The organism is Corynebacterium mendelii (assembly GCF_017307055.1).
Classification (GTDB): Bacteria; Actinomycetota; Actinomycetes; order Mycobacteriales; family Mycobacteriaceae; genus Corynebacterium; species Corynebacterium mendelii.
This window is the reverse complement of the sequence record NZ_JAFLEQ010000008.1, coordinates 383,818-408,700: the sequence shown is the minus strand read 5'-3', so window position 1 is coordinate 408,700 and position 24,883 is coordinate 383,818. Positions and strand designations below refer to the sequence as shown.

The window sequence follows — 24,883 nt, the reverse complement described above, 5'->3', positions numbered from 1 at the left end:
ATAAAACCGCCGCGGCAGCCGGTCGAGGTGTTTTTTCTCGCTGCATGCAGCAAAAGGCCCGGCTGCTAGATTGGTCGCTGTGCATGAGGTGGCATTGGCAACACAGCTGGCCAAGATCGTGGCCCGGGCCGCGGACGGCCGCCGCGTGCTGGTGGTGCGCCTGCAAGTCGGTGCCCTGCGCCAGGTTGTGCCGCAAACCCTGCAGTTCGCCTGGCGGTTCGTCACCAAAGACACGGTGCTCGGTGGCGCGGAGCTTCAGGTGGACTGGATTGACCTGACGATCCGGTGCCCGGCGGGGCACGAAAGCAGTTCCGGGGATCCTTTCGACCGCATATGCCCCACATGCGGGCAAACGGGATCTACCATACGGGGGGATGAGTTCCGGGTGATCGACATTGACGTCGACTCACCCTGAGCACCGATTGTCCACCTGACGGCCGCTCGTTCAGCCGCAGCTGCACCCCACCGGCCGACAGGCCGCGGTCCAGCCGGATTGGCGGCGGCACAGGCCTGACGTTTTCTTTTTCTTCTCCCCCGCAGCAAACGGTCACGGGATCACCGTCTTTGCGCACCGGACGTTGCGGGGCCAGCGTGAAGGAGTTGTTTTTTCACACCATGGGTAGGTTCCACCGCCACGACGACGGCACCGTGCACGAGCATGACCACAGCCATTCCCACGACCACAGCCACGCCCACAGCCATGATGTGGGTGATCACACCGGCTACGGCACCGGCCGCGAACGCATCGAAATCCTCGAGGACATCTTCGCCGAAAACGATCATCTCGCCGCCCACAACCGGCAGGCCTTCGATGCGGCCGGAGTTGTGGCCATCAACCTGATGAGCGGGCCTGGGGCCGGTAAAACCACCCTGCTGGAAAAAACCCTGGCCGCCTTGAAAGACGAGCTGCGTATCGGGGTCATTGAAGGTGACATCGAAACATCCCTGGATTCCGACCGCCTGAATGATCTGGCCGCCCAGGTTTCTTTGCTCAACACCGGCAACGGCTTCGGCGGGGAATGCCATCTGGATGCCCCGATGGTGGCCCGCGCCCTGGAGGGACTCGATCTTGACGCCCTTGATGTGGTGCTGATCGAAAATGTCGGCAACCTGGTCTGCCCCGCCGAGTTCGGCGTCGGCGAGCACCGCAAAGCCATGATCGCCAGCGTCACCGAGGGTGAGGACAAACCGGTGAAATACCCGGTGATGTTCCGGGCCGCGGAAGCCATCGTGCTCAACAAAATCGATCTTCTGCCCCACCTGACCTTCGACTGTGATCTGTTCGAGCGTCATGTGCGCATGGTCAACCCCCACGCCCCGATCATCCGGGTCTCGGCCACCACCGGCGAAGGGGTTAAGCAGTGGGTGGAGTGGGTACGCGGCAGCACAGCCTAGCCTTCGCCCCACCCCCATTCACCCCCTTTTCAGGGTGTCAATCCGGTGTAATCTGCGCCTCAGTGGGCGGCTGTGCCGCCAAATCCCGCAAACTGGGGCGATCCGGGAACTAGATTCATAGTCGTCACGGCTCAACTGCGGGTTACCCCTGTCACCTCACGCCTTCACCCATCCCGCTCATGCGGATGGGTGAAAGCATCACCGGGTCCCGGGCAGGGATTGTTTCGCGGTACTGCCGGACAATGGCACGGCGCGGCCTGCGGGATGCGCGGCGGTGGCGGATGCGGGGTGGACCCGCTGTCCGCCGCGGCGCGGAAAAGCTGGCGGGGTGTTTGCGCGGCGTGTTGTTTTTTTCAACAAGCACTAGTTGTTCGGCAACGCGACGTGAAGCGGGAAGAAGGAGCTGGCATGAGCGATCTGGCACCGGGATGGCAGGGCGAGAATCTGCGGGAGAATTTGTTGCGGCGGGGGTTTTCGCGCCGTGATTTCCTCAAAATGTGCAGCAGCATGGCTGCCGTTTATGCCGTGGGTACCCCGCTGGCCGGTGGTGCTTTTTCTGCCCGTGCCCAGGATCTGGAGCAGAAACTGGGGGATGTGAAAAAACCCAATGTGGCCTGGCTGCAGCTGATGGAATGCACCGGCTGCATGGAATCGACGATCCGTTCGGGCGGCACCACCATCGAGGAATGCGTGCTGGATCTTTTGTCGGTCAACTACAACGAGCTGCTCATGGCGGCCTCGGGCACAGCCGCCGACAAAGCACTGGAAGACATCAATTCCGAGCCGCACATTCTGGTGGTCAACGGCTCGGTCAGCGTCGACGACGACGGCATCTACTGTGTCATCGGCGGTAAATCCTCGGTGGAGGTTCTCAAGGAAGCCGCCCGCAACGCCACCGTTATTCTGGCGGTCGGGGCCTGCGCGGTCTACGGGTCGGTCCAGGCGGCCAAACCCAACCCCACCGGTGCCAAAGGTGTCGACGAGATCATCAAGGACAAGCCGGTGATCAATGTCTCCGGGTGCCCGCCGATCGGGGAGGTCATCACCGCCACCATCACGTATCTGCTCACCCACGGTGAACCGCCGAAAGTTGATGCGGAAGGCCGCCCGCTGTTCGCCTACGACCAGCGCATCCACGACTCGTGCCCGAAACGCGCCCACTACGATGCCGGCCAGTTCGTCCACACCTTCGACGACGAAGGGGCGAAAAACGGCTGGTGCCTCTACGAGGTGGGCTGCAAAGGCCCCTCCACGTTCAGCCCCTGCCCGATCATCCAGTGGAATATGCACACCTCCTGGCCGATCGGTGCCGGACACCCGTGCATCGGCTGCACCGAGAAAGACTTCTTCGACCGTTTCACCCCCTTCTACGAAACACTGCCGAAAGTCGGCGGCTTCGGCATTGAATCCACGGCCGAAAACATCGGCCTGGGTTTGGTGGGTGCGGCAGCCGCCGGGGTGGCCGTCCACGCCAGTATCACCGCCGCGAAAACCGTCTCGGCCAGGAAGAAAGAACGCGACACCGAGCTTCTTGCCGCTTTCGGTGAGCAACCCGCACCTGTGCACCACGGCCCGGTGGATGCCATGGGCGGGGAAATACCCGACCCGGGGCGCACCCCCACCCAGGATGAATCCGACGCCACTGACGGCGACAAATAAGCGGCAGCGAAAGGTGAGTTGAACCAATGGCTACAGAAAAAATCGTCATCGACCCGCTGACCCGCATTGAAGGTCACCTGCGCATCGAGCTGGAGGCCGACAACGGAACAATCACCGACGCCTGGTCGGAAACCACCCAGTTCCGCGGTATCGAGGAAATCGTCGAGGGCCGTGACCCCCGTGATGTGTGGGCGTTTGTGGGCCGTATCTGCGGGGTGTGCACCGGCACCCACTCGGTGGCCAGCGTCACCGCGGTGGAAGACGCCATCGGCTCGGTGCCGCCGAAACAGGCCCAGGTGATCCGCGATATTGTGCTGGCCTCGCATGAATGCCACGACCACACCGTGCACTTCTACCACCTGCACGCCCTGGACTGGGTCAATGTGGTCTCAGCGGCGAAAGCCGACCCGCAGAAAGCAGTCGAGTTCGCCAACTCGATCGGCTCAACCTGGCGCGGCAACACCGTCCACCAGTTCGCCAAAGTCAAAGAAACCCTCAACAACGTCATCAATTCCGGGCAGCTGTCGATTTTCACCAACGGCTACTGGGACCACCCCGATTACCGGCTTCCCCCCGAAGCCAACCTGATGGCCGTGTCCCACTACCTGGATGCCCTGGAATTCCAGCGTTCGATCATCCGTATCTCGACGGTGTTCGGCGGGAAAAACCCGCACCCGAACTTCCTGGTCGGCGGTATGGCCTGCCAGATCGACCCGGACAAGTCGGAAACCGTCAACCAGGTGCAGATCGACAATGTGGTGTCCTGGGCGCGTGACATCAAGGAATTCGTCCGCGAATGCTACTTCCCCGATGCCGCCGCCATCATGGGGGTCTACAAGGACTATTTCAAGATCGGCAAGTCATCGCCCAGTTTCCTGGCGGTCGGCATGGCCGGCACCACCTACCGCGGTGCGCCGGACGGTATGCCGGTATCGACCATGCACCACGACGTCCGCCCCGGGGTGATTCTTGACGGCGACTACACCACGCTGCACGACATTGATCCGGAAAAAATCAAGGAATACATCTCCTCTGCCTGGTACACCTACTCGGTCGGCGACGAGGAGGGCCTGCAGCCGCTGAAGGGTGAAACCACCCCGAAATACACCGGCCCGAAACCGCCGTACGAGTGGCTGGGCGACAATGAGCGCTACACCTGGTCGAAAGCCCCCCGCTACGATGGCCGGGCCGTCCAGGTCGGACCGGTGGCCCGGGTGCTGGTGACCTACCTGCAGGGCCATGCCCGCACCAAACAACTGGTCGACCAGGCCATGGACAAACTCGGAATCGGGGTGGAGGACTTCAACTCCACCGGCGGCCGGACACTCGCCCGCGCCGTGGAATGCGTGACCTCAGCGGAAACACTGGCCGATGATCTGCTTCCCCGGTTTATCGACGGGATCAAAAAAGGCGACTACAAAGTCTTCGATTCCTCGAAGTGGGCGCCGAAAACCTGGCCGAAACAGTGCGAGGGCTTCGCCATGATGGAAGTGGCCCGCGGATGCCTGTCCCACTGGATCGTCATCGAAAACGAAAAGGTCAAAAATTACCAGGCGGTGGTGCCCACCACCTGGCTGGCCGGCGGACGCGATCCGAAAGGCCAGCTCGGCCCCTACGAGGAAGCCCTTGCCGGGGACAAGACACATCCGCTGGCGATCTCGGATCAGCCTTTGGAGCCGTTGCGCACCATCCACTCCTTCGACCCGTGCATGTCGTGTGCGGTGCATGTCACCGACACCGACGGCGACGACATCTTCCAGGTTGTGACCCCATGAGTATCACCCATCAACCGGAAACCCCCCGTAGAGCAGCCGACCGGGTGGTGACGGTCTCGGAAACCTATTCCTGCCGCAGATTGACCTCCGGCAGGCTGCTGGCCATGGCGGCCTGTACCCCGCCTGACAGTGACGATCCGGTCGATACCGCCATCGCGGCTTCCCTTGCCACCAACCGGCCGGATATTCACCGGATTACCGTTGAACGGGATGAATTCTCTCCGGCGAGACCCGACCGAAGGTTCTCCCTGGCCACCGTCCACGGATTCAAGATCGACCGGAAGCCGCAGAACATCATGGTCATGCGCGGCCCGATTGATGCGGTGATGGCGAAGGCGAAAATCTCGTCGGAAGAAAAAGCACCGTTTTTGCGCAGTGCCGAATTCCTGGAGCGCACGGGCTTGAGATGTCTGGCCATCGCCAGTGCCGACATCAAGCCCGACGGCAGTGTCGGTGACTACCATGTCGAGGGCTTTGTGGCCCTGGCACTTGAGAAAGCCGACAAGGCGCGGAAGGAAGTGGCCGGTAACCCCAACGCCTGGGTGCGGGTGAACCTGTGGTCGGCCACGCTCCGCGTCCAGCACTGGTTGAACCTGGTGATGATCGTGGCGTTGTCGATCACCGGCTACGTGATCATGGATCCGGGTATCCTGCCGCAGCCGCTGATCGACCCGGCAGGCCCCACCCCCTATCTGATGGGCTGGTTCCGGTTCATCCACTTCGTCGCCGGATTCGGCTGGATCGTGCTGGCACTGACCCGGGTGTGGTTGGCGTTCGTGGCCCGCGACAGGCAGCTGCGCTGGCGGTCGCTGTGGCCGTTGAAGAGCAAAAAAGACGTCAAAGGCTTGATCGGCACCATCCGCTACTACCTGTTCATCGACAAAGAGGGACCGGTGTATCTGGCACACAATCCGCTGCAGCAGCTGGCGTACACCGCCATCTACGGGCTGTGTATCGTGCAGATTTTCACCGGCCTGGCCATCTACGGGCTCTACGACCAGTACAACGTGTTCTGGCGGATTCTCTCCTACCCAGCGCACTGGTTCGGCATCCCCGGACTCCGCCTGATCCACGCCCTGATCATGTTCTTCATCTGGGTGTTCATCATCATCCACATCTATCTGGCGGTGCGCGCCGACTCCGTGGAGCGCCACGGCGGCATTTCCTCGATGATCAACGGTGGTGTGTGGCTGCGGCGGGGCACCCAGCCGCTGGACGCGCCCAAAGTCGGCTGAGCCGCACCTTCCTTCCAGCAGCACACAACCCACACACATGGCCCGCCCCGGTGGCGGGCCGCTTTTTTATTCTCAACCCCGCATGCCATACCTGTGTGGGGGCCACGGCACTCGCACCCCCGGCAACCGTGGTGTCATGGTCCGTGGGTTTACCCGTTGGAAAGGCAGCCCCCGACCCTGCACCAGGCCCCGTCACGTCGCGGCCTGCGCAGGCCACACGTTCAAAACATTGTGGCACCTGACACCGGATTACCCCGGCTGATCCACCGGTGTCCAGTCGGTCGTCCCCAAGGGACTTTGCACACCAGGACCCCACGGCGTCAGCACCAGCCAGATGGTGAACATCACCACTGCCAGAACAGCCGCGGTGACGGTGTAGATGAGCCATTTTCTGCGGGCTGGTCCCGAAGCACGGCGCACTGACCGCACACCCAGTATCGCGGCAAGTGCGGGCAGTGGAAAGGCGACGGAAAATCCGATGAGCAAAAGGAACAGGCCTACTACGACAAGCGCCCAGTCCCACAGTCCCGGCGACTCAACGGTAGCGGTGTTTTTCGGCATTGGTATCTCCTTCAAAGACGTTGGCGACCGACGATACGTAACGGTTTTCATCCACGATCCGGCCGACTGCCCGAAGCATCCGGAGGAATGTGTGCTTCCCGGCTGCAGTTACAGGGCGGATGCGCGGCGGGTGCGCCAGAACAGATATCCGGCGGGGCCTGCCAGCGGTACCAAAACCACAATCAGGCCGAAGACGATGGTGTCAGAAAGACTTCGCCGGTCTTTGATAAGAAGGAAAAAGACCACCAGGTGGAAGATGATCACGGCAATTGCCAACACCGAGAAAATCCCGTCCACGACAGTGGGCATCAGCGGCGACTGTCCATCAAAGTTCATCTCGGATCACTCCTTGAGGGGAATTCGGGCTGAGTCTTGTCCGGCTTCAAAACCCAACCCTACTGAAAAGGTTGACCTCCAACCAGACTGGCGGCTGCCGATGTGCTGCGGCTGGTTGCATCTGCCGAAGGCAACCGCACAATGCCGCACCCCACCGGCGGGAGAATCCATCCGGTGGGGTGAGGTGAAAACAGTATGTGGTTGTTGCGGAATTCACACGGTCCGGAACAAGCGTCTAGCCCTTGACGGAACCGCTCATCAGACCACCGATGAAGTACTTGCCGAGGGCAATGTAGACCACCAGGGTGGGCACGGACGCAATCAGTGCACCGGCCATCGAAGCACCGTAGTCCTGCATGATCGAGCCGTGGGCCAACTCATTGAGCGCCAGGGTCACCGGCCCCTGCTGGGAGGACCCGCCGAAGAACAGAGCGAACAGGAAGTCATTCCAGGCGGAGGTGAACTGCCAGATGAGCACCACGACAAACGACGGAATCGAGATCGGCAGCACCACCGAGAAGTAGGTGCGCAGCATGCCGGCACCGTCCACCCGGGCCGCTTCAATCAACGACTCGGGGATCGACTCGTAGTAGTTGCGGAAAATCAGGGTGGTGATCGGGATGCCGTAGACCACGTGCAGGAAGATCAACACCGGAATGCCTTTGTCGATGCCCATCGACACCATCATCTTCGTCATCGGGATCATCACGGCCTGGTAGGGGATGAACATACCGAACAAAATGAAGGTGAACACCACGTTGGCGCCGGGGAAACGCCAGCGGGAGAGCACGAATCCGTTCATCGAGCCGAGGATCGCCGAGATGATCGCGGCCGGGATCACCATCGACAGTGACCGGCCCATGGCGGGCGCCAGGTCATTGAAGGCGTTGATCCAGTTGGTCAGATCGAAGCTGGTCGGCGGGTACCAGGTCCGTGACGGGGAGACCTGGGAGGGATCTTTGAAGCTGGTGACAAACAGCACGTACACCGGCATCAGGACCAGTGCCAGGGAGAAAATCAGCAGCGCGTAGCGCACCGCTGTGCCCACCCCGGTGGACTGGTTGGCGGCCGACAGGCCACCTTTGTTGCGGCGGCGTTTTTTCAGCTCCGGCTTGGGAGCCTGGACTTGTTGGGTGGGCGCGGTCATCGGCGGGACTCCCTCGAATCGTGGATCAGGTACGGGATGACCAAAACGGCCACGATCACGAGCAGGATCGCGCCGACAGCGGCCGAGTTGGAGTAGTCCAGAACGTTCATGTAGTTGTACATGTCAACGGCCGGGACCACGGTCTGGAACCAGTCTTTCGAGGTGATCGAGATAATCAGGTCGAAGGACTTCAGGCTCATATGCCCGATGATGATCACAGCCGACAGGGCAATCGGGGTCAGCTGCGGGAAAATGATGTGGCGGTAGAGCTGCCATTCGGTGGCACCGTCGACTTTGGCGGCTTCCCGCAGCTCAGAGGGGATGCCGCGGAAACCGGCCAAAAACAGGGCCATGACGTAGCCCGCCAGCTGCCACACAGCCGGAACGACGATGGCGAGGATGCCGTATTTGAGCGACTGGGTCCACTGGTTCTGCAGGAAATCGAGTCCGACCATCTGGAACAGACGGTTCAAACCGGTGGCTTGTTCCCCGGTGGAAGAACTCAGCAGCCAGCGCCACACCACGCCGGAGGCGATGAAGCTGACAGCCATGGGAAACAGGAACACCGCCCGGAAGAACCCTTCACCTTTGAGCGGTTTTTCCAACAGCCAGGCCCACAAAAAGCCCAGCAGCAGGGTACCGCCGAGGAATGAGAACGTGAACACCAGCAGGTGCCACAGGGAAGTTTGGAAGGAAGGCTGGGTGAACAGGTGGAAGAAGTTCTCCAGCCCGACGAAGTGGGAGGGTTCCACACCGGAGACCTGTGGTGCGGTGTGGGTGTTTTGCATCGACGTCCAGAAGTTCGCCCCGATCAGGCCGTAGACGAACACGCCGACAAGCAGTAGGGATGGGGAGATGAGCAAGAGGCCGGGACCCCAGTGTCTGATCCCGCCGTTTCGTTTTCTTTGTTTCGGCTTTCCGGCCATAATCGCGCCTTTCGTTCCACAAGTCACCGCGGGCGGGAGTCAGCCGGCGGCGGTGGATGCACGGAGTGGTGGGTTGTCCGGAGTGGCAGGCCCCAGGCGCACACACGCTAGACGAGTGTGTTGCCACAGGCCTGTCCCCCGTTTGTCGGGTATGACCCTTCCCCGCGGCGGCCCGGCAGGACACCTGCATAAACATGCAGCGGGGCCGGACCCGGTGACAGGCCCAGCCCCGCTTGGAAAAACCATGTTTTTCTCACCGTGCCGGATGGCGTGAACTGTGCCGCCGCGTGGGGTTGGTTGAAAAACTTGAGTTACTTCGCGGCGTCAGCGAAGGCTTGCTGCAGACCAGCGACATCCATGGCGCCGGAGTCGTACTGGCCGATGGCCTTCTTCATCTTCTCGGTGACGGGAAGCGGAAGAGCAGCGCCGTGGGCGATCGACGAGACGATGGTGTCGGTGCCGAAGTCCTTCATGGCGGACTGCTGGTACTCGGGGAATTCGGCGATCTCCGCATCAGTGAGATCGGAGCGTGCCGGGATGGATCCCTTGACCTTGTTGAAGGCGATCTGGCCTTCCTTCGAGGAGATGGTGTTCAGCCAGTCGTTGGTGCCCTCCGGGTGCTTGGCGCCCACCGGCTTGGTGAAGGAGTCAGCCAGGAAGTCGAAGACACCGGCGGTACCGGGAACCGGGAAGTAGACGTAGTCTTCCCCGGCTTTCTTCGAGCTGGAGTCGAAGGCGGCGACGGCCCAGTCACCCATGACGTTGTAGGCGACGGAATCCTCGGAAACAACACCCGCCATGGCCGGCTCCCAGTCCTGGGACCACAGGCCCTTGTCGGTCATGTTCATGATGGTGTCAAAGTGCTTGAAAGCAGTGGTGACGGCGGCATCATCCCAGCTGAGGTCACCGGCCATCAGCTTGTTGTAGTCATCGGCGCCGAGATCGGCGATGAGGATGGTCTCCAGCAGCTGCAGCTGGGTCCAGGTGGAACCGACGGTGATCGGCTGCTTGCCGGAGTCCTTGATCTTCTGCATGTCCTCGATCCACGCGTCGATCGAGTCGGCGGGCGTGGAGGGATCAAGGCCCGCTTCTTCCAGGACCTTCACGTTGGCCCACACCACATTGGCGCGGTGGACGTTGGAGGGGACGGAGTAGATCTTGCCGTCAACGGTCAGACGCTCGATCAGGCTGTCGGGGAAGGCTTCGCGGAGTTTGAACTCGTCGTAGAGACCGGAGACATCCTCCAGGTAGCCGGCCGCAATGTCACTGGACAGCTCGGCACCGGCGTGGGCCTGGTAGGTGTCCGGCGGGTTCTTGGCCGCCAGGTCCGTCTGCAGCTTCTGCTTGGCCTGGTCGCCGGAACCACCGGAGATCGCCTCATTGACGAATTCGGTGTCGGGGTGCTGCTCGTTGAATACCTCAACGAGAGCCTCCAGGCCCTTCTTCTCGGAACCGGCGGACCACCAGGTGACAACGTTAACCTGGTTGGCGCTTCCCGAACCGCTGTCGGTGCTGCCGGACCCCTGGTCGTCGGAGCCGCTGCAGGCGGTGAGTGCGGAAACGCTCAGGGCGGCAGCCGCACAGACTGCGAGTACACGTCGCATGTTTTCTCCTTATAAAGAAAAACTGGTGTTTGAATCCACCAACCGCCTATCACCGCGGCCGGGGGTCCGCCGAAAGTAACGAACGGGCACGATTCTACCCCGACCGAGGGGAAGCCGAAGTGAAAACGCCCGTATTTTTTTGTCTTCCGGCTACCTGTTGTTCAATTTTTCCACCTCCCCCCACCGGTGCCCAAAGTGGCGAAAAACTGCAGTTCCCACCACTTTGCGCTGGTCACACAGGTGCTGTCGTGTGCGGCGGCGATTTTTGTCAAAGCAAAAATTCACCACCGCGCCCGCTCCCGAATGGAACCGGAAAGTCTTATCCGACACACTAAACCCATTCACCAATCCCCCATCACAGGTGTGATTGCGACACATCACACTCCGGGACTGAAGGAAGCGAAAACCACTTCATGCGGCCCGCTGTGGCGGTATCTTCCAGTCAGCAGCCCCCTCCGCCGGGGATTTCCAGAGTTTGTGCAAGGAGCTTTTCGTGGCAGACACATCGGTGACAGTGCTCGGCATCGGCAACCCCATCATGGGCGATGACGGGACGGGACTGGCGATCCTTGCGCGGCTGAAAACGAAACTGGCGGGCGGGAATCCGGCCGGGCTGGATGCGGCGGATGATGAAAATTCCTGGCGGCCGACCGCCAAACGGGGACCGGTCGATCAGGTGGCGGATCCGGGAACCATCGCCCCGGAGATCATCAACGGTGTCGGGTTCGTCAATGGCGGAACCAGCGGCCTCGAGCTTTTGGATACCATCCGTGACGCCGAACGGCTGCTGGTTCTCGATTCCGTGACCGGCCCCGGGCAGCCGGGTGATGTGGTGGTTCTGGTCGGCGACCAGGTGCCGCGGCTGGTGAAATCGAAACTGTCGCCGCATCAGGTCGGCCTGCTGGACTTGTTGGCCGCGGCCCAGTTGACCGGCCACAGCCCGGATACGGTGGCGGTGGTCGGGATCGTCGCGCAGAGCGCTGAATTGGGGGTGGGCCTTTCCCCCGTGGTCGCCGATGCGCTGGTGCCGGCCACCGAACAGGCCGCCCGGCTGGTGGCTGACTGGACCAGGTGATTGACAGCCGGTTTTTTCGACCGGGACCCTCCGGCCTGGCGCCTGTCAGTCGGGGACATCGACCTCAATGGAATCAACCAGAAATTCGCGGCCGTGCCGAAGATCAGCGGTCGGGGTGCCGCAGTCCGGGCACTGCAGGGCGAAATAGTCGTCGATGGGCACTTCAGTGTCGCAGCCGGGACAAAACACCGTGGCCGCCACACTGGTGATATTCAATTCGGCGTGTTCGCTTGGCCCGCACCGCGCCAGCGGCCAGGCCGCCTCCAGGGCACTGACCACCGCCCCGGAGCGTTGACCGACAGTCAAATTGACGGCGGTGACGGTCCTGCCCCGGGCAGCCCGGTTGACCGCGGCCGCCACTCCCGAAAGAAGCCCCAGCTCATGCATGATCCCATTGAATCATGTCCCCGCACCGCCGGGGCTGCATCCGCCCGCTGCGATCACACCCCGCAGGGTGATCACGGTGTAATGCGGCCCCACCATGCCCGGACCGGCAGTACCCGCGGGGATCACCCCGTGCGGTGCGTGCCACCCCCGGGACGGGGGCGGCAAAAGGTAGCGACAGTGCACATCCCGGGTGGCTGTCATGTGCCGCCCTTTCAATACGGGACATGGGGGGAGTTAGACTGGGATCATCCCGGTGTGGACAGCGAAGGGTGGTGCGCGGGACATGGGCGGACAGACAATCAGCCTGGACCAGTTTGTCGACCCCTTCGAAGCCAGGGTCGTCTGGCGCGACAACCCCGATGGCACGGTGTCGGCGCATTTCGATCTGTCGGGACTGCCCCGGCTGGATCCGGTACTGACCGGCAAACCGGTGGCAACCATCCCGGACACGGTGAAAAGACTGTGCGGCATTTGCCCGGTCGCCCACCATTTGGCCGGGGTCGCAGCATTGGAGGACATGCTCGGCCACCGCACCATTCCCCCCACCGCACAGGCGGTGCGGAGCCTTCTTGCCGCCGGCTCCCAGCTCGAGCAGCTGGCCCGCCATCTTCTCACCGTCGACAGGCAGCTGATGGCTGACTGCCGGGCAATAGGCAAAAAAGCCATGGCGATTGCCGGCTGCCCGGGGCATTTTCCCGCGGTGGCCATTCCCGGCGGGGTGACCGGCACCGTTGACCGCACCCGGGCCTGTGACCTCATCCCTGAAGTCAACCAGCTGATCGCACGGCTGCGGGATTTCCCGGCCACCACCACCCAACCGGCGGACGGTTGGAGGGAATTTACCGGCGGCTCGGTGCGGCTGACCGACAAGCAGTCCAACCGGCGGATCCTGGGCGATGTTGTGGAGATAACCTCCCCCACCGGGGCGGTGACCAGGCTGACAGCCCACGACTTTGACCGGCTGGTGGAGGAAACAGTGCCCGGCGCGTCGGCCCCGCGGCCGGTGATCACCCTGTCCGGCACCAGTTTCCACTGGCGGGTGGGTCCGGTGGCCCAATACCCGGGGCAGCCAACCCCCTGGGCGGCGATCGGACGGGCGCTGCTGGGAGCGGCCGACGATATCGCCACCTGCCTGGCTGCGGACGAGTTGGTGGAAGGCGACAGATACTGTCCCCCGGATTCGCCGCGCACAACCACCGGGGTCGGCATGGTCGACGGTCCGCGGGGGCTGCTGGTGCACACCTACCGCACCGGGGAACCCGGACAGGACACAGACGGCGTGTTGACCGGCTGCCGGATTCTCACCCCAACCGCGCAAAACGAACCGTGGCTGGCCGACATGCTCACCCGGGCGGTGGCCGCCGGCGGAAAACAAACAGACCTCGAGCAGGGTATCCGGACCGCTGATCCCTGCCTGCCGTGCACCTCGGCACCACCGGGTGCCATGGGTGTGCATCTTGACCAGCAGCAACACTGACCACCCCCCAACCACCAGGAGAGCACATGTGTGTCGGAGTTCCGGCGAAAATCACCGCCGTGCAGGGCGCTGACGGCCCCCTGCCCATGGCCGACATCGATATGGCGGGCCAGGAGCGTACCTGTTGTCTGGCCTACACCCCGCACGCCGGGGTCGGTGACTGGGTGCTCATCCAAAACGGTTTCGCCCACTCGGTGATCACCGACGAGGATGCCCGCGCCTCGCTGGCGGCGATCGAGGAACTCAATCTTTTGCAGCGCCACCCGGATCCCCGGTAGGCGGCACCTGTCCCCCTTTTTTCCGCTTGGGTGGAAAAAATCCACCCCATCAACCACCACGCACAACGTAAGGACCCACCGGCCATGTGTCTTGGAGTACCCGCCCAAATTGTCGAGATACCGGAACCCGACCGTGCGAAAGTATCGATTTCCGGGGTGATCCGTTCGGTGTCGACCGATTTGATCACCGAGGAGCTGTCGGAAGGCGACTGGGTTCTCATCCACGTCGGTTTCGCCCTGTCAGTCATCGACGCCGATGAAGCCGCCGTCACCCTGAAACAGTTGCAGCAGCTCGGCGGCGACACCTTCGAGGACGAAGTCGAACAGTTCGCGTCCTCGGAAATCGACTAGCCCCGCCCTCCGGGGGTGCCACCGGTACCGCCGGAGGGCCGCCATCCGGTTGACGCCACACGCATATCCGCCGGACACAGCTATCCGCACCCTAAAAAACGTTTTCAACGGCAAGGAAAAACACATGAAGTACGTCGACGAGTTCCGCGACCCGGAGGTCGCCAAAAAGCTGTTGGCCCGCATTGAACGCGATGCCGCACACCTTGACCGCGATCTGAAGTTCATGGAGGTCTGCGGCGGGCACACCCACACCATCTACCGCTACGGGCTGGAAAACCTGCTGCCCGACAACATCGATTTCCTGCACGGTCCGGGCTGCCCGGTCTGTGTCATCCCGATGGGGCGGGTCGATGATGCGCTGTGGCTGGCGCAGCAGGATGATGTTTTGCTGGCCACCTTCGGCGACATGATGCGGGTGCCGGGTTCCGAGGAATCCCTGCTGCACGCCCGCGCCCGCGGCTGTGACGTGCAGTTTGTCTATTCGCCGCTGGATGCGCTGAAACTGGCGCAGGACAATCCGGACAAAAAAGTGGTGTTTTTCGCCGTCGGTTTTGAAACCACCGCCCCCTCAACGGCGGTGACCCTGGCCACCGCGAAGGCGAAAAACGTGACGAACTTTTCGGTGTTTTCCAACCATGTGACCATCCGGCCGCCGCTGGAGGCAATCGTCAACGGCGGGGAAACCGAGGTCGACGGTTTCATCGGTCCCGGGCATGTGTCCACCATTGTCGGCACCACCGCCTTCGATTTCCTCCCCGACAACTACAACCTGCCGGTGGCGGTGGCCGGTTTCGAGCCGCTGGATATCCTGCAGGCCGTCGACATGCTGATCACCCAGTTCACCTCCGGGGATGTGGCGGCAGGCAAAGCCCGGGTCGACAACCAGTACGCCCGGGTGGTGCGCACGGGCGGCAATGACGCGGCGCTGAAACTGATGGAGAAAGTCTTCACCATCCGCGACACCTTCGAATGGCGCGGCCTGGGCTGGCTGGAGCATTCCGGCATGGGAATCTCGGAGGAGTACGCCGATTTCGATGCCGAGAAAATCTTCGATGTTCCCGGCCGCCGGGTCGCTGATCCGAAAGCCTGCGAATGCGGTTCGGTGCTCACCGGGAGGATCAAGCCGTGGCAGTGCCGCGTCTTCGGCACCGCCTGCACCCCGGCCACCCCGATCGGCACCTGCATGGTCTCCCCGGAGGGTGCCTGCGCGGCCTACTACAACTTCGGCCGCCTGGACCGCGCCGCCACCGCCGGACTGTCGTCGAATCCGGCGGCCTGATACCGGGTCCATCCGTGTGCTGCCGGGGCTGTGAGAGTGTGCGGCCGGTTGCCCAACGGCCAGTGCACGGCCGGTTCCATCCCCGCGGAAAGGGGATTATTCGCCCCTACGTACACCAGGGTACGCATCACGGTATGGTGGGCGTGGACACTGTCATCCACCCCAAGGAGTTTGTTCAGACATGGCAAAAAACATCGCCGTCATCGTCGGTTCGCTGCGCCGCGAATCCATCGCCCGCAAGATCGCCACGAACGTCCTCGAGATGTTCCCGGAAGGCTACAACGCCGAGATCGTTGAAATCCGTGACCTTCCGCTCTACGACTGCGACTACGACGATCCGAACGTCGCCGACAAGCCGGTTCCGCAGGAATACACCGATTTCCGCAACAAGATCAAACAGTGCGCCGGTGTCTTGTTCGTCACCGCCGAAAACAACCGCGCCATCCCGGCGTGCGTGAAAAACGTCGTCGACATCGGATCCAAGCCGGCCGACGATGCGGTGTGGAAGAACCTGCCGCTGGGCATCATGAGCCACTCGGTGGGCAAAATGGGCGGCTACTCCTCGCAGAAGATTCTGCGGCTGACCTTGAGCTACTTCGACATGCCGACCCCCGGCATGCCGGAGGTCTTCCTCGGCCAGTCGCCGCAGTACCTCGACGACAATGACCGGATCACCCCCCAGAAAACCGTCGATTTCCTGCAGGACTACGTCACCCGTTTCGTCAAGGTTGTCGAAGACAACAGCTAATCCCCCGACCGGCGGGGTCCGGCGGCCGCAGCCGCCCCACCACCGCCGGATCTGCCGGGAAAAAACCACCCCGCCGTGTCACGCACCGCCCTCACGGGGGCCGTGCCGGATGCGGCGGGGTGTGGTGTGTGCGCCGTACCCGCCGGGCGGCGCCCACGGGAAAAAGGCTGTGGTCAGCCGCGGTATATCCGGTGTCATCCAGGTGGAGTGCGCCTAGATTTCTTCGTCGGTCAGCCGTGCGGTGGCTTTCATCCCGACCCGTGAATGGCGCATCAAACCCCATCCCAGGTAGGCGAACAAGACGCCGACGAGCGGGTTGAGCAGGTTCAGCCAGGCAAAGGGAAGATAGTCGACGGTGGGTATGCCCAGTGTGGTGGCGAAAAATATGCCGGCGGTCGTCCACGGGATCAGCGGCGTGGTCAATGTGGCGCCTTCCTCCAGGCTGCGGCTGAGCACACTGCGGTCGATACCGGCTTTGGTGTAGGCGTCACTGAACAGCTGCCCGCCCAAAATGATCGACAGGTAGGCCTCCCCCATGCCGAGGTTTCCCACCAGGGCTGCCGCGATCGACGACGAGATCAGGGATCCGCGGCGGCGCACCCGGGCCAAAATACCGGCGATCAGTGACCGCATGAAACCGAAATGCAGCAGGATACCGCCCAGTGACAGGGCCACCAGCGACAGCTTCATGGTGAACCACATGCTCACCACCCCACCGCGGGACAGCAGCCCGTCCAGTGATTCAATCCCCGTGGCGGCCCCGCCGCCGTGCCACAGTGCGTGCAGCACACCGGCCGGCTGGGCACCCTGGACGGTCACGGCGACAATGACCGCCACCACCGTCGACAGCAGCATTGTCGGTATCGCCGGAACCCGCAGCGCCGACAGCACGATCAACACGATGATCGGCACCACCGCCAGCCACCCCATGTCATAGACGCCGGCCAGGGCGGTCGAGATGCCGTCCAGTTGTCCGGCCGGCAGCGCCGGAGGGGCAATGAGATAGCCGACAACGGTGAAGGCGGCCAGCACAATGATGTAGGTGGGGATGGTGGTCGACATCATCGAGCGGATGTGCCGGTAGACATCGGTGCGTGAACTCATCGCCGCCAGATTGGTGGTATCCGACACCGGTGACATTTTGTCGCCGAAACACGCCCCGGAGACAATAACCCCGGCGACCAGCGGCAGGGGCAGGCCCATGGCGGCCCCCACCCCCATGAGCACCACACCGGCGGTACCGACCGTACCCCAGGCGGTGCCGGTGGCCACCGACATCATCGAGCACAAAATAAGCCCGGCCGGCAAAAACCAGGCGGGGCTGACCAGACTCACCCCGAGATTGATCAGTGTCGCCACGGTTCCGGCGGCAATCAGGGCCGCGATCATGGCCCCGATCAGCACGAAAATAACCAGCGCCTGTTTGGCCGACCACACCGACCGCCAGGCCGCCGTGACTATCTGGCGGGCGATCAGCCCGACGGCGGTGCCGTTTTTCAGCCCGTGGATTGCAGCGGCCACCACAGTCTCCGCCAGGGCCACCATCATCACCGCGAGCAGCGGCAGGCCCAGCACCACCAGGCCGATGGCGATGGTGGCCACCACCGCCGCGAAACTTGTCAGGGCGAAGGCAAAATCCGGGTCGGTGTCCTTCCGGTTGAAATGGGTGGCGGTGGCCGGGTGGTCGACGGGGGTTGTCGTCGCTGGCATGTTCAACTTCTTTTCCTGTTTGTCTTCCTGTGCACGGCCCCGAAAGGCGCGGGGGCACTACCGCACCGGGGTACCCGGCGGGCGGGGCGCCCGTCTGCCGGAAACATCCGGTGACACCATCGTTGCTGCTTGCCGCCCCAACGTCAACAGCGGCTCCACCCGCCGCCGCTCCTGGCCCCCGCCACCCGGCAGGTCACGCCACCGGGGAAAAGGCTATGATCGTTGGGTGACCGGGTCGGGGATGCTTTCCCCGGCCCCCGCCGCGTACCGCACTCCCCGGTGATGCGGCCCGCCCGGTCCCGGGCAGGCCATCAGCACTGCACCGACAAGACAAACGGTTGGACAATATTTTCGTGACGACACAGCGTAAACCCCCCGTGTGGCTGAAAGCCGCAGCCCTGACCGCCTCCACCGCGCCGGTGATGATGGTGCTTGCCGGATGTTCCTCATCCGAGTCGGGCGCCTACGAGGACTTCGGGGCTGGTGTGTGCAATATCGAGGGCGCCACCGCCAATGAAGCGACCTATACAGACGGCACCTACCATGAGGAAGGCTCCTACATGACCCATGTCATGGAGGAGAAGTTCTCCGCTGACGTGACCTTGAAAGACGGTCTCGTCGATCAGGTCACCGTCACCCCCGACACCGAGAACCGGCGCTCACTGGGCCTGCAGAAATCTTTCGCGGCAGCCCTGCCGGAAGCCATCCACGGCTGCCCGATCGAAAGCGTGAGGATCCACGTCGTCGGCGGCGCGTCGCTGACTTCCGCATCTTTTAATGAGATGGCCGACAACATCCGCGACAAAGCCCGTGAATGACACACCCCACGCTGAAACCGTTTTTCCCGCCCTCGGCACCACCTGGCGCATCGCCGTCAACCCGCGGCTGAGGCTCGGCGGCAGGGCGTTGAGCTCCCGGTCGGGCACCGCCGTTGCCGGCTTCGAGGACGCTGTCGCCGATTCCCGGCACTGGCTTGACGAATTCGTCCGTGAATTTTCCCGCTGGGACGATGATTCAGAGGTGTCGAAACTGTCCCGCACCGGCGGGCAGCTGCGGATTCCCGGCTACGCCAAAGACATGTTCCGGCTCTACCGGGATGTGCACAACGCCACCGGCGGCGACGTGTCGGTGCTGACCGGTTCGTCGCTGGCGTCCCTCGGTTTCACCGGCGACTACACCGGTTCCACCAACCGGCTGGAAGACTTCGCCCGGGAGGATGTCGCCACTTCTGTTCCGGCCCCGACCAACGATGATTTCCTGGCGCACCTGCCGGTGCTGGCGGTCCGGCCCGGTGAACTGATCGACATCGGTGCGGCCGGCAAGGGTCTGGCCGTCGACCAGGTGTTCAATATCGTCAATGACACCATCGCCTCCACCGGTAAAGACACGGTGCTGGTCGACGGATCAGGCGACATGAAAGTCCGCGGCGGCCCGATCACCGTCGGGCTGGAGGATCCCCGCAACACCACGATGATCATCGGCTCGATCGAGCTGCGCGACAAAGCCCTGGCCGCCAGTTCACCGGCCCGGCGCAGGCACGGCCGCTGGCACCACATTATCTCCGCGATCACCGGTGAACCGGTCGATCACATTCAGGGGGTGTGGACCATTGCCGATGACTGCATGACCGCCGACATGATGGCCACCGCCCTGTTTTTCGGCCTGCCGCAGGATCTGGAGAAAATCGCCGACTTCTCCTGGCTGGTGATGATGGAAAACAAGCTGTTCCGTTCGGAGGGCTTCCCCGAAATCCAGCCGCCGCTGTAGAAAGGCCCACACACCACAACCGGCCGGCCCCACGCCAACGACACGGCCCGGACACTATCCGGGCCGGCACAAAAAATTCGCCGCATCCCGGCTGCCGGTGGTTACCCACCACCGGGGCAGCCGGGATGCGGCTTGTGTTTTTCTGCCCGCTCAAAAACGTGTGGTTTTTCCCGGCGCCGGTCACCCTCCCCGATGCGGCGCCATCGGCGGCTAGTCCTCGTCGTCGGGGGCCATGGCCAGGAAAGCCTCCACCGACGGGCAGGTGTACCAGCCGCCGGTGACCGCATCGGCGAAATAGGTCAGCGCATCCCGGGGGCCGCCATCGGCACCGGCCATCCGCCGCAGCATTTCCTCGGTACGCCACTGGTCGAAGGAGAATCCGACAAATACCGTGCCCCGGCTGCGGTGCCCGCCGTAGGCGGTGTTGTGGCGGTAGATGTGCTGTTCCTCACCGTCGACCTCGACGACGGTGCGCTGCGCGTGGGAGGATTCCCGGGCCTCCGCGCCTTCCAGCTCCACCGAATCGGTCTTGGTGCGCCCAATGACCCGTTCCTGCGCCTGGGTGTGCAGCTTCTCCCATTCGCGTTTGTGTTCCCACAGCTGGTAGAGAAGCACCGACGATCCGGCGCCGGGCTGGCCGTCGGGTACAGCCACCAGTGACGGGGCGGCCAGTGCACCCGGGTTTTCGGTGCCGTCTTCAAAACCGGTGAGATCCCGGTTCGATTCATAGACCCAGCCGGCGGTTTCGGTGGCGGTCACCAGCAGCCCTTCGAAGGTGCGCAGCATCGACTCGGAGGCGTCGTAGACCCGCGAGCGGTCCGGGCCTGCGATCCACACCCACACATCATGCTGGGTGGCGGGCATCGCATAGTCCCCGGCGCCGCGCAGCGGCTCGGCGAAGTCGTGCACCCCCACCGGCACAAATTGCGGGTCCGGGGCAATCTCCTCCCACAGGCTGGGGCGGATGCCGATGACAATGCCCACCCCCATGACAAACGGGGTGTCGGCGACAAGCGCAAGCTTTGCACCCACCTGGTCTTTGTCGGCGCCGTCGGCCAGATCAAACTCGAAATAAACGTGGTCGGCGGTGCCCTGGGAAGTAATTGCAGTCTGGTAAGCCATGTGTCAAATAGTAGTCGCTTTCCGCCCCCGCGGGATACGGCAGCCGGCACCGGGGCGGCGGGGCACAGGCGTGCCGCACAACGGCACACACCCCCGGCGGGAAGAAATGTCTTCCCGCCGGGGGTGTGTGGTGCAACCCCGGCCGCCCGCGGAAACGCCGGGACGACTGAGGTTTCAGTGCCTGTGTGGTTTAGTGCTCGGACTGATCGCCCTTTTTGAACGGGAAGCCCAGCTCGCGCAGCAGCGCACGGCCTTCCTCGTTGTTGGTGGCGGTGGTCACCACAGTGATGTCCATGCCACGGGCATGATCGACCTTGTCGACGTCGATTTCGTAGAACATGGTCTGCTCGGTCAGGCCGAAGGTGTAGTTGCCGTGTCCGTCGAACTGCTTGTCCGACAGGCCGCGGAAGTCGCGGATACGGGGCAGAGCAACAGTCAGCAGACGGTCGAGGAACTCCCACATGCGGTCGCCACGCAGGGTGACGCGGGCGCCGATCGGCATACCCTCACGCAGTTTGAAGTTGGCGATCGACTTCTTGGACCGGCGGATTTCCGGCTTCTGGCCGGTGATCGCGGTCAGATCTTCCAGGGCACCGTTGATCAGCTTGGCGTCACGGGCGGCTGCGCCGACACCCATGTTGACGACGATCTTGGTGATGCCGGGGACCTGCATGACGTTGTGGTAGTCGAACTGATCCGACAGCGTCTTGCGGATTTCCTCGCGGTAACGGGCCTTCAGACGGGGGGTGTAGTTGTCGCTCATTGTTTAGATGTCCTTCCCGGTCTTGCGCGAGATGCGAACACGCTTGCCGTTCTCATCCGTGCGGTAGCCGACACGGGTCGGGTTGCCGTCCGCGTCGACGATCATCACGTTGGAGACGTGGATCGGCGCTTCCTGGGTGACGATGCCCTCAGACTGGGCGCCACGCTCAGGAGTGGGGTTGGCGACGTGCTTTTTGATGCGGTTGACGCCTTCGACCAGAACTTTGTCGCGCTTCGGGTAGGCCTCAATGACCTTGCCGCGGGCGCCTTTGTCCGGACCGGAGATGACGATAACCGTATCGCCCTTGTGAATCTTCATTTAGATAACCTCCGGAGCCAGCGAGACAATCTTCATGAACTTCTTTTCGCGGAGTTCACGGGCGACGGGGCCGAAGATACGGGTGCCCTTCGGCTCGTTGTCGTTCTTGATGAGCACGGCGGCGTTTTCGTCGAAACGAATGTAGGAGCCGTCGGGACGACGGGTTTCCTTCTTCGCGCGAACGATGACGGCCTTGACGATTTCGCCGGATTTGACGTTGCCGCCGGGGGTTGCTTCCTTCACGGTGGCGACAATAACGTCGCCGATGCCCGCGAAGCGTCGGGTGGAACCGCCGAGGACACGGATGCAGAGGAGTTCCCTCGCACCGGTGTTGTCGGCGACCCGCAGCCGCGATTCCTGCTGAATCACTATGGGTCTCCTGACCTGGATATCAATGTGCGCCGGATTTCCGACCCGGACACACGCGGTCTTGATGTACACAACTGTCGTGCGCAACACACCGGACAACCGCACATCCGGCAACCATGTGCCGTGGGGTGTGGGGGTTATCCGCCGCAATCGACGAACACCGTACATATGCGCCACCACAACCGGACCGGTGCCGCATCCAACAGGTGGACGGTAACCGGCAGGTCAGTGACGCGGTGTCGAAGGGTCTCGGTTCACGCTCGGAAACGCACGGTGAACCGACCCGCGCAGACAGCCAGGAAATTAAAGCACAGGTTGACCTCCACCGCAAACCACCCCCGCAGCCCGGACCCCGGAGCAACAGGTCCCCAATCCGCCGAACCATCCGCGACACCACAAGGTTAACAGCGGGTTAACACAGCAATTACAATCCATTTTATCTCGTGGGTATCCCCCAACTGTCACAGCAATCTGCGCTGGCCACAGCCTTTTTTTAGGGTAGGGCTTGACGAACTAAAGGTTAACAGTTAGCATCCTAGCCCTAAGTTAATACCGCAACTTGAGCGCTCTAATCATGGGTGGAAAACAATTAGTTTTTCCTCTTGCACTTTATAGCTGCAGGTTGCAGGCAGTTTCACCGGGTGGCGACAACGTCGTTTTTTAATCAATGGGTCCGCTTGTTTTCGGGCGCACCCGACCAACGGTCGGATCGTTGCGCACCGCCCGTCACCGACTGCCGGCCGCCGAGGGCCACCGGCCCCGCGGAATTTGACCGCTTAATCTTTAATCTTTTTATTCCGAGGAGACGAAAAAACGATGAATACCAACCACTTCCGACTTGTCCGCAACGCCCTGGCCGGCATTGCCGCCCTTACCCTTCTGGCCGGAGCGGCGGGCTTTGCCGCAGCCGAGGTCGAAAACACCGCTGAAGCCACCACCGTGGCCGTGGCCGGGTAAGACCCGAGACAGGCCACCAGACGCAAAAAAATGCCGGGCGCGGACAGTGATCCGCCCCGCCCGCTTTTCCCGCCGGACAACACCGCGATGTTGTCCGGCGGTTTTTTTCTGTGTGGTGCGGGCCGGTGGCCGCTGCCATGGGCCATGGCGGCACCGGTGACCGGGGGGCGGGTCCGGTGGCCGGGGGCCTTGGGGCAGGCAAAAGAGATAGACTTTTTGTTGATAAAGCACCCCTGCGGCCCATCCGGCACCCCGCCGGGTTTGGTGCCGCCGTGCCTGCGCCCCAGGAGAGTTTCCCCCAGTGTCCGACCAGCCGCATCAACCGGATCAGCCGCTGCACGCCCAGCACAACAACGAGTGGTGGCGCTGGGCGCGCCTGCTGGTCAGGGTGCTGTCGGTGTTTGTGATCTGCTGCACCATCGCATGGGCGGCGATCAGCATGTTCGGCGGGGTGGTCACCGTCGGCGGGGACGCCGATGCCGGCCCGACGCCCACGGCGGTGCAACCGCAGGATCCGCAGCAGTCACCGTGGCCGATGGTGGTGCACAATTCTTTCGGTGAAGTCACCATCGACCGCCAGCCGAACCGGGCGGTGGCCCTCGGGCTGCCTTCCGCCGATGCGCTGGTCGCGCTGGGGATCACCCCGGCGGGTATTCCCGACATGACCGGTAAAACCACCAATGGGGCGGCTATCACCCCGTGGATGGACAACAGCCTGTCGATCCAGAAACCGGATCTGCTGCAGGAAGTCGACGGCTCGCTGCCCTACGACAAGATCAGCGACCTGAAACCCGATGTGATTTTCGCCGTCGGGGTTCCCCTGCACGAGGACCAGTACCGCACCCTGTCCCGGATCGCCCCGACTGTCGCCCACCCGAACAAGACAGCGCAGACCGGGTGGCGGGAAACCACCCGGATTATCGGGGCGGTGATGGGCAAGCAGAAGCAGGCCGACAAACTCATCCGCGACACGGAGGACAAACTCACCGCCGCCCGGGACAACCACCCCGAATTCGCCGGTAAAACGGCGGCGTTCACCTCCGTGGGCAACGCCGACGGACTGCGTGTCTACTTCGACCGGGATCCGACCGTCCAGCTGCTTGCCGCCCTCGGTTTTTCACCGATCGCCGAACCGGGGCCGTCCCCCTATCCGCATGCCCCGGCGGAGGGAAATGAACCCGCCCCGGAGATCTCCGGCCAGGCGCCGGCATCCTCCTCCCCGCCGGTGACCACCACCGTTGAGGTCGCCGACACTTCAGCGGGCATTGTGGCCGGGCACACGGATATCGATCCTCCGTATTCGGTGCTGCTGCCCTTTGACCAGCTCGGCGGGATGTCCCCGGATTGTCTGTTGACCTGGTTTTCCAACGATGAAATGCGCGGGCACACCGAAAACAATCCTTTCTTCACCGCACTGCCGCCGGTGGCGCGGGGATGTTTCATCGCCTTCCAGGATCCGGACACCATTGTCGCCCTGGAGCATCCCTCGGTGCTTACTATCGCCTGGCTGATGGACAACCTGGTGCCGCGGATCAGTAAGGCGGTCACCACCGGCGGCGGCTCCCAACCCACCGCCACCACCGCAATGCCCTCGCTCCAGGCCACCATCACCAGCACCGCGGACACCCCCCGGCCACCGGCCCC

Annotated in this window: 26 protein-coding genes; 15 read left to right on the top strand and 11 right to left on the bottom strand. The window is 62.9% G+C overall.

Annotation, left to right across the window (positions count from 1 at the left end; translation table 11 throughout):
* Nucleotides 1–79: 79 nt before the first annotated feature.
* The 5 genes from JZY06_RS05075 to cybH all read left to right on the top strand — a co-directional run bounded on the left by JZY06_RS05075 (nt 80) and on the right by cybH (nt 6,064).
* Nucleotides 80–415 carry a hydrogenase maturation nickel metallochaperone HypA/HybF gene (locus JZY06_RS05075; protein WP_330617125.1) on the top strand — a complete coding sequence of 112 codons (336 nt, stop codon included), beginning with the start codon at nt 80–82 and terminating at the stop codon, nt 413–415.
* Between the two features lie 200 nt (nt 416–615).
* The gene (gene hypB, locus JZY06_RS05070) at nt 616–1,395 is read left to right on the top strand and encodes a hydrogenase nickel incorporation protein HypB (protein ID WP_207118816.1); all 780 of its coding nucleotides are present in this window, start codon (nt 616–618) and stop codon (nt 1,393–1,395) included.
* A 408-nt stretch (nt 1,396–1,803) separates the two neighbouring features.
* On the top strand, nt 1,804–3,054 hold the full coding sequence (locus JZY06_RS05065; protein ID WP_207118814.1) for a hydrogenase small subunit: 1,251 nt from the start codon (nt 1,804–1,806) through the stop codon (nt 3,052–3,054).
* Between the two features lie 26 nt (nt 3,055–3,080).
* On the top strand, nt 3,081–4,829 hold the full coding sequence (locus JZY06_RS05060; protein WP_207118812.1) for a nickel-dependent hydrogenase large subunit: 1,749 nt from the start codon (nt 3,081–3,083) through the stop codon (nt 4,827–4,829).
* Nucleotides 4,826–6,064, top strand: coding sequence for a Ni/Fe-hydrogenase, b-type cytochrome subunit (gene cybH / locus JZY06_RS05055; protein ID WP_207118810.1), 1,239 nt, complete (start codon nt 4,826–4,828; stop codon nt 6,062–6,064). The genes JZY06_RS05060 and cybH overlap by 4 nt, the downstream gene beginning before the upstream one ends.
* Nucleotides 6,065–6,313: 249 nt before the next feature.
* Here cybH and JZY06_RS05050 read toward each other — a convergent pair whose 3' ends face one another.
* From JZY06_RS05050 to JZY06_RS05030, 5 genes are all read right to left on the bottom strand, one after another.
* Nucleotides 6,314–6,625 (bottom strand): hypothetical protein, encoded by a 312-nt coding sequence (locus tag JZY06_RS05050; protein ID WP_207118808.1) that lies wholly within the window; start codon nt 6,623–6,625, stop codon nt 6,314–6,316.
* A gap of 108 nt (nt 6,626–6,733) precedes the next feature.
* Nucleotides 6,734–6,961, bottom strand: coding sequence for a hypothetical protein (locus JZY06_RS05045; RefSeq protein WP_207118806.1), 228 nt, complete (start codon nt 6,959–6,961; stop codon nt 6,734–6,736).
* A gap of 235 nt (nt 6,962–7,196) precedes the next feature.
* The gene (locus JZY06_RS05040; RefSeq protein WP_207118804.1) at nt 7,197–8,108 is read right to left on the bottom strand and encodes a carbohydrate ABC transporter permease; all 912 of its coding nucleotides are present in this window, start codon (nt 8,106–8,108) and stop codon (nt 7,197–7,199) included.
* Nucleotides 8,105–8,971, bottom strand: coding sequence for a carbohydrate ABC transporter permease (locus tag JZY06_RS05035; protein ID WP_207118802.1), 867 nt, complete (start codon nt 8,969–8,971; stop codon nt 8,105–8,107). Before JZY06_RS05035 ends, JZY06_RS05040 begins: the two co-directional genes overlap by 4 nt.
* 374 nt (nt 8,972–9,345) lie before the next feature.
* Complete coding sequence (locus JZY06_RS05030; protein WP_207118800.1) at nt 9,346–10,638, bottom strand: ABC transporter substrate-binding protein; 1,293 nt, start codon at nt 10,636–10,638, stop codon at nt 9,346–9,348.
* 538 nt (nt 10,639–11,176) lie between these two features.
* Here JZY06_RS05030 and JZY06_RS05025 point away from each other — a divergent pair.
* Nucleotides 11,177–11,713 carry a hydrogenase maturation protease gene (locus JZY06_RS05025; protein WP_207278749.1) on the top strand — a complete coding sequence of 179 codons (537 nt, stop codon included), beginning with the start codon at nt 11,177–11,179 and terminating at the stop codon, nt 11,711–11,713.
* Between the two features lie 45 nt (nt 11,714–11,758).
* Here JZY06_RS05025 and JZY06_RS05020 read toward each other — a convergent pair whose 3' ends face one another.
* A complete protein-coding gene (locus tag JZY06_RS05020) occupies nt 11,759–12,100 on the bottom strand; it encodes a hydrogenase maturation nickel metallochaperone HypA/HybF (RefSeq protein WP_207118798.1) in 342 nt (113 codons plus the stop codon).
* Between the two features lie 283 nt (nt 12,101–12,383).
* On the opposite strand from JZY06_RS05020, the gene JZY06_RS05015 reads away from it, so the two are divergent.
* From JZY06_RS05015 to JZY06_RS04995, 5 genes are all read left to right on the top strand, one after another.
* Complete coding sequence (locus tag JZY06_RS05015; RefSeq protein ID WP_207118796.1) at nt 12,384–13,577, top strand: nickel-dependent hydrogenase large subunit; 1,194 nt, start codon at nt 12,384–12,386, stop codon at nt 13,575–13,577.
* Between the two features lie 26 nt (nt 13,578–13,603).
* The gene (locus tag JZY06_RS05010) at nt 13,604–13,855 is read left to right on the top strand and encodes a HypC/HybG/HupF family hydrogenase formation chaperone (protein WP_207118794.1); all 252 of its coding nucleotides are present in this window, start codon (nt 13,604–13,606) and stop codon (nt 13,853–13,855) included.
* Nucleotides 13,856–13,939: 84 nt separating this feature from the next.
* Nucleotides 13,940–14,206, top strand: coding sequence for a HypC/HybG/HupF family hydrogenase formation chaperone (locus JZY06_RS05005; RefSeq protein ID WP_207118792.1), 267 nt, complete (start codon nt 13,940–13,942; stop codon nt 14,204–14,206).
* A 124-nt stretch (nt 14,207–14,330) separates the two neighbouring features.
* The gene (hypD, locus tag JZY06_RS05000) at nt 14,331–15,485 is read left to right on the top strand and encodes a hydrogenase formation protein HypD (RefSeq protein WP_207118790.1); all 1,155 of its coding nucleotides are present in this window, start codon (nt 14,331–14,333) and stop codon (nt 15,483–15,485) included.
* A 181-nt stretch (nt 15,486–15,666) separates the two neighbouring features.
* Nucleotides 15,667–16,233, top strand: coding sequence for an NADPH-dependent FMN reductase (locus tag JZY06_RS04995; protein ID WP_207118788.1), 567 nt, complete (start codon nt 15,667–15,669; stop codon nt 16,231–16,233).
* 213 nt (nt 16,234–16,446) lie between these two features.
* Here JZY06_RS04995 and JZY06_RS04990 read toward each other — a convergent pair whose 3' ends face one another.
* On the bottom strand, nt 16,447–17,943 hold the full coding sequence (locus JZY06_RS04990) for a Na+/H+ antiporter NhaC family protein (RefSeq protein ID WP_207118786.1): 1,497 nt from the start codon (nt 17,941–17,943) through the stop codon (nt 16,447–16,449).
* A gap of 353 nt (nt 17,944–18,296) precedes the next feature.
* On the opposite strand from JZY06_RS04990, the gene JZY06_RS04985 reads away from it, so the two are divergent.
* Together JZY06_RS04985 and JZY06_RS04980 are read left to right on the top strand one after the other, a co-directional pair.
* The gene (locus JZY06_RS04985) at nt 18,297–18,761 is read left to right on the top strand and encodes a hypothetical protein (protein ID WP_207118784.1); all 465 of its coding nucleotides are present in this window, start codon (nt 18,297–18,299) and stop codon (nt 18,759–18,761) included.
* Nucleotides 18,754–19,710, top strand: coding sequence for an FAD:protein FMN transferase (locus tag JZY06_RS04980; RefSeq protein WP_207118782.1), 957 nt, complete (start codon nt 18,754–18,756; stop codon nt 19,708–19,710). Before JZY06_RS04985 ends, JZY06_RS04980 begins: the two co-directional genes overlap by 8 nt.
* Nucleotides 19,711–19,920: 210 nt before the next feature.
* Here JZY06_RS04980 and JZY06_RS04975 read toward each other — a convergent pair whose 3' ends face one another.
* The 4 genes from JZY06_RS04975 to rplN all read right to left on the bottom strand — a co-directional run bounded on the left by JZY06_RS04975 (nt 19,921) and on the right by rplN (nt 22,282).
* Nucleotides 19,921–20,832 carry a Dyp-type peroxidase gene (locus tag JZY06_RS04975; protein WP_207118780.1) on the bottom strand — a complete coding sequence of 304 codons (912 nt, stop codon included), beginning with the start codon at nt 20,830–20,832 and terminating at the stop codon, nt 19,921–19,923.
* A gap of 190 nt (nt 20,833–21,022) precedes the next feature.
* The gene (gene rplE, locus JZY06_RS04970) at nt 21,023–21,595 is read right to left on the bottom strand and encodes a 50S ribosomal protein L5 (protein WP_207118778.1); all 573 of its coding nucleotides are present in this window, start codon (nt 21,593–21,595) and stop codon (nt 21,023–21,025) included.
* Nucleotides 21,596–21,598: 3 nt separating this feature from the next.
* Nucleotides 21,599–21,913 carry a 50S ribosomal protein L24 gene (gene rplX / locus JZY06_RS04965; RefSeq protein WP_207118776.1) on the bottom strand — a complete coding sequence of 105 codons (315 nt, stop codon included), beginning with the start codon at nt 21,911–21,913 and terminating at the stop codon, nt 21,599–21,601.
* Nucleotides 21,914–22,282 (bottom strand): 50S ribosomal protein L14, encoded by a 369-nt coding sequence (gene rplN, locus JZY06_RS04960; RefSeq protein WP_207118774.1) that lies wholly within the window; start codon nt 22,280–22,282, stop codon nt 21,914–21,916. It lies immediately after the preceding gene.
* Nucleotides 22,283–23,098: 816 nt separating this feature from the next.
* Between rplN and JZY06_RS04955 the strand changes: the two genes are divergently transcribed.
* Nucleotides 23,099–23,239 (top strand): hypothetical protein, encoded by a 141-nt coding sequence (locus JZY06_RS04955; protein ID WP_207118772.1) that lies wholly within the window; start codon nt 23,099–23,101, stop codon nt 23,237–23,239.
* A gap of 301 nt (nt 23,240–23,540) precedes the next feature.
* Nucleotides 23,541–24,883, top strand: a 1,343-nt coding sequence (locus tag JZY06_RS04950; RefSeq protein WP_207118770.1) for an ABC transporter substrate-binding protein, incomplete at its 3' end; no start/stop codon positions are given.